Genomic DNA, 3926 nt, shown 5'->3' with positions numbered 1-3926 from the left:
CGAGCGGTCGAGGTCCTCTGGCATTCTCGCGCCCCGCTCACAAGCAGGCGGTGCGCGGTCCGGTCCAGGCGGAATCTGGATGTGGTCAAAGATGGCACGGAAGTCATCCGGGGTGAGGGGCTTGGCACCCGTCTAGTCGCGGTCCGAAACTTGTTCGGCGCCAAACCTGACCCCGGCAAAGGTGCCGCAGTATCGGCTTCCATACCCGCTCAGATGTGGCCACTGTCGCGTCATCTCATGGTTACGTTGCGTAACTAAGGGGGCTGTGGACCGGGGCGACCATCGCCCAGGTCTGTGGAGTCGGAACAGCGGGTCGCCGGCCAGCGGTCTTCGTTTTCGTGCTCAATGTGGGCTACACGTCGGCGGCCGGCAACCGAGGAGGCGCCGGTCGGAGCGAATGCCGATTGGTCGTCGTTCGTGCTTGAGTGGGTGCGTGCGAGGCGCGGCGTGCAGACCATGGGGGAATCAGTCTGATCACGGCGGTACGTCGCTCCATCTACGAGGTACTGGCTGGGCACGCATGCAAAGCTGGGCGATATGGAAATCGCTGCGCTGGTGATCTCAGTTCTGGCCTTCTTGGCCTCGGTCTACGCCGTCGTCTATGCCCGCCAATCGGCCAAAGCCGACACGTCGATGGCGCGAATCGAGGGGGAGCGGCGCGCCGAGGAAGTTGCCGATCGTGATCGCGCAGCGGCAGCGGCGATGCGTGCTGATCTGAGCGTCGAGGCGGCTGCGCCTGAGCAAAATAGCAATCCCAGCCTCATTGTTACGAATAACGGAGGAGGGGTCGCGAGGGAGGTCTTGGTTCGAGCCGATGGGCCGGGAATCGCCCCAGATGCGCACGCACGGACGCGCACGACGCTCGAGCCGGGATGTGGGTGGCACCTTGAGTCCATCGGCAGTCCGAACCTGAGAGGCAGTGTGGCCGAAGTCGAAATGACGTGGAAGGATCCTAGCGGCGGAGGCCACGTGGAGGCGCAGATCCGCTTCGAATGACGGCGCATCTTCATGGTGATGGGGCTTACCCATGCCCTGTCCCTGCGCCAAGCGCAATCCGGGCCACCTGGAGCGCTCTACGGTTCAAGGCGATCCGAGTGGGACAAGTTGGTCACCGGCCCGGGCGCTTGGAACGTTGGCGCGCCCTGCTCCGTCGGGCCACGTCCGACGGCAGGCTGTCACGGCGAAGGTGGGGTCACGGTGGAGGTGCCGGGCGGTGGTAGTAAGCATGGGCGAACGCCCTCAGGTGACAGTAGGACTCATGGACGGCTCTAGTCTTTGGCGGCTAGCCTGCCGGAAACCCGAGTTGTCAGTAGTTTGTGCTGGGCTACTGACACAACCAAGCCGATCCGCGATTGGAGTCCCGCATGTCTCCGCTCTCGATGGCCGCAAGCCGTGCGCTTGTCTACGCCCACGAAATGCACGCCCCGATCATTCCTGAGGATGTTCTTGATCCGGACGAACAGGAAGTGGCGTGGGAGGAACTCGTCGGTCTGAAACTCATCATCGACGATCGAACCCTTGCGGGGCGAGGCGGCTTTAACCTCACGGCTCGTGGACGAAGTACAGCGCGCCGACAGAGCCAGCGCGTTCGCCGCGAAAGCGCACAGTGCGCGATCCTGCAGGGCTTGGCGGCGGGTAGTCGCTCCACGGACTCGCTCCAGGCGGAACCCCTGTACGGCGAACCGTTCAGCGACGAGGAGCTTCAGGATGCCGTGCGCGCGTTGCAGGATCGGAAGTGCATCGAGGGGAAGGGTGGTTGGCAAAGTGATGGACATTTGCTGTTTGCCAGCATCACGCCGCTGGGCCGACAGGCCCTTGACTCAGAGTTGGGTCCTGAGGCCTTCGCTCATCACGGAGGGGGGCACGTAAGCGTGGACGCGCGGCAGTACACCCAGCAAGGCAACGGAAATCTCCAACAAAACGGCAACGGCAACACTGCCACGATCAACAACGCGGGCGGCGCCGGCCTCGAGGCCGTTGCAGCCTTCCTCGAACAGATTCGGGGCGCCGAGCGGATCGACCACTCGGCCGACGCCGCACTGAACTCTCAATTGGAACTCGCCGACGACGCAGTCGAGACGAATGACTCCAAGAAGCTGCGAACAGCACTTCAGACGCTGCCGTTCCTTGTGACCACAGCGTTCGGGGAGGACCTTGGGCACGCGATGGCCGAGCAGGCTGGCAACCTTCTGGCATCTCTGCCGATCTGAGACCTGGCGATGGGAACGATCCTCGAGTTGGCGCAGCACGGCGTGAGCGTCGAGACCGGCGACGCCGGCGTCCTCGACCCGCACACCGCCTCGGGTGAAGCGCAGATCAACCTCATGCTCGCGTTCGAGCGGCGCCGGCTCGTAAAGCGCACGAACGAGGGCCTCGCGCGCTGAAGAACTCGGGGTCCGAGTAGGGAAAGATCGTCCAGTGGAGAGCCTCCGCTGAGTCGATCCGACCATGAACGGAGGCGTCTTGTTGGCGAGTATGGTCCTGGATCAGATGCATCTGAACTACCTTGGCCGCTCGACGAATCTGCTCCACGATCCCCCGGCGGGTATGTCCAGCGGCGAGGAGATCCGGTCGGCTGCACGGTCGACATAGAAGCCAGCCTGCTTGTCGAGGTTCCGCTGCCGCGCCAACCCACGGAACGTCTCCAAGTCCGGCAACTGGTAGTACTCGATCCTACGCTCTGGGTCCCAAAATCCACCCAGACCTGACGCAAACTGCTCCGCCACCTGCAGCTTTTCTGCATGTGGTGCGCGGGTGGTGCGTAGGCCGTCCGGAACCCGAACCAGGCCAGGTTCGCGAGGTTCCGCCCCGTAGAGGCCCAAAGGTGCACCCACTCCCACTCGGCAGCCTCGTAAAGCCAGCGCGCCTTCGCCACTTCCTCCATCGCGAGCACCAGGAGCGCCTGAGCCCGGCCGGCACTGCCCCGGTCCGCCAGGGCGTGGGCATCCTCCACAAGCGCCACCGCGTTCGCCATCAGGGACTTCCACCATCGGCGCGCGAAGTCCGCACTGATCTCTTCAACCTGCGGCTCGCCCATGCAGCGAGTATCTCGCGTCACCGGCCGATCCTTGATCAACGTGTCCGGTCAGTACACCTAGTCGGCACCGCTGACCGGTCAGAGGATGCACTCCAAAGTTGTGTAATTGCGATTCCAAAAGATGAGGGAAGGCACGATCGATGGACCTCCAGCTGCAGAACAAGGTCGTGATCGTCACTGGGGCGGGACACGGTATCGGCCTCGCAACGGCTCGGGCCATGGCCGCGGAAGGCGCCCGACTTATCGGCGCAACCCGCACGCCCACCCCGGAGCTCGCCGAGGTGGCCCGGGTCGTGGTGCCCGTTGACCTCACCGACCCCGACGCTGCTTCAGTGGTCACCGAGGCTGCACTCGACCTCGGCGCAGGAATCGACGGCGTCGTGAACTGTGTCGGCGCCGGAGACTTTGGGCCCCAGACCCTCGCCGGGTTCCTTGAGATCCCGGACGAGCAGTGGACCGACCTGCTCGAACGAAACCTCTAAACCGCAATCCGCATGGCCCGGTCCACGTTGCCCCACCTCATCAACAGCCGCGGTGCGATGGTCAACGTTTCGTCAATCAACGCCGCCATCCCCTCCACCGGCCCGGTCGGCTACAGCGAGGCCAAGGCATCGCTGAATGCGCCCCTGCGACGTCACAGTGATGGGCGTAACGTCGAGTCATGGCCAACGTTCGCCCTGCTCGCGTGGATGACGGGCCGCGTCTGGCCGAGATCGACCACGCTTGCTGGTCGCCGATGACCGATCCGAGGAGTCACTGGAGCCCGGGTCGCCCCTTCTTCGGAGTGCCGACAGGAACGCTCGTCGACGAAGTTCTGGTCGCTGCTGAAGGTGATGAAGTGCTGGGGTTCATCAAGATTCGACGAGAACCTAGTGTCGCGCGTCATTAA

The 3926-nt window shown here is 64.0% G+C and carries 6 protein-coding genes and 1 pseudogene; 4 read left to right on the top strand and 3 right to left on the bottom strand.

Translation table 11 applies throughout. The annotated features are described in order from the left end of the window. The first annotated feature begins 537 nt into the window (after positions 1-537). The 3 genes from HMPREF0321_RS00075 (at position 538) to HMPREF0321_RS15770 (ending at position 2384) form a co-directional block, all read left to right on the top strand. Positions 538-996 (top strand): hypothetical protein, encoded by a 459-nt coding sequence (locus HMPREF0321_RS00075; RefSeq protein WP_040014152.1) that lies wholly within the window; start codon positions 538-540, stop codon positions 994-996. Positions 997-1364: 368 nt separating this feature from the next. Further along, positions 1365-2210: a hypothetical protein gene (locus HMPREF0321_RS00070; RefSeq protein WP_139023494.1), complete on the top strand. Its 846-nt coding sequence runs from the start codon at positions 1365-1367 to the stop codon at positions 2208-2210. Positions 2211-2219: 9 nt separating this feature from the next. Continuing rightward, entirely contained in the window at positions 2220-2384 is a 165-nt protein-coding gene (locus HMPREF0321_RS15770; RefSeq protein ID WP_006943256.1) for a recombinase family protein, read from the top strand. Positions 2385-2501: 117 nt separating this feature from the next. Here HMPREF0321_RS15770 and HMPREF0321_RS16885 read toward each other — a convergent pair whose 3' ends face one another. Next, a complete protein-coding gene (locus tag HMPREF0321_RS16885) occupies positions 2502-2726 on the bottom strand; it encodes a hypothetical protein (protein ID WP_254653945.1) in 225 nt (74 codons plus the stop codon). A 161-nt stretch (positions 2727-2887) separates the two neighbouring features. After that, positions 2888-2974: pseudogene (locus HMPREF0321_RS16880) on the bottom strand (AbiV family abortive infection protein); the annotation flags it as partial. A 203-nt stretch (positions 2975-3177) separates the two neighbouring features. Here HMPREF0321_RS16880 and HMPREF0321_RS00065 point away from each other — a divergent pair. Continuing rightward, positions 3178-3519 carry an SDR family NAD(P)-dependent oxidoreductase gene (locus HMPREF0321_RS00065; RefSeq protein ID WP_006943254.1) on the top strand — a complete coding sequence of 114 codons (342 nt, stop codon included), beginning with the start codon at positions 3178-3180 and terminating at the stop codon, positions 3517-3519. 152 nt (positions 3520-3671) lie between these two features. Here the strand turns inward: HMPREF0321_RS00065 and HMPREF0321_RS16650 are convergent. Beyond that, the coding region (locus tag HMPREF0321_RS16650) for a hypothetical protein (protein WP_217490501.1) at positions 3672-3926 on the bottom strand (255 nt) is incomplete at its 5' end.

The organism is Dermacoccus sp. Ellin185 (genome assembly GCF_000152185.1).
GTDB lineage: Bacteria > Actinomycetota > Actinomycetes > Actinomycetales > Dermatophilaceae > Dermacoccus > Dermacoccus nishinomiyaensis.
This window is presented reverse-complemented; position numbering and strand designations above follow the sequence as displayed.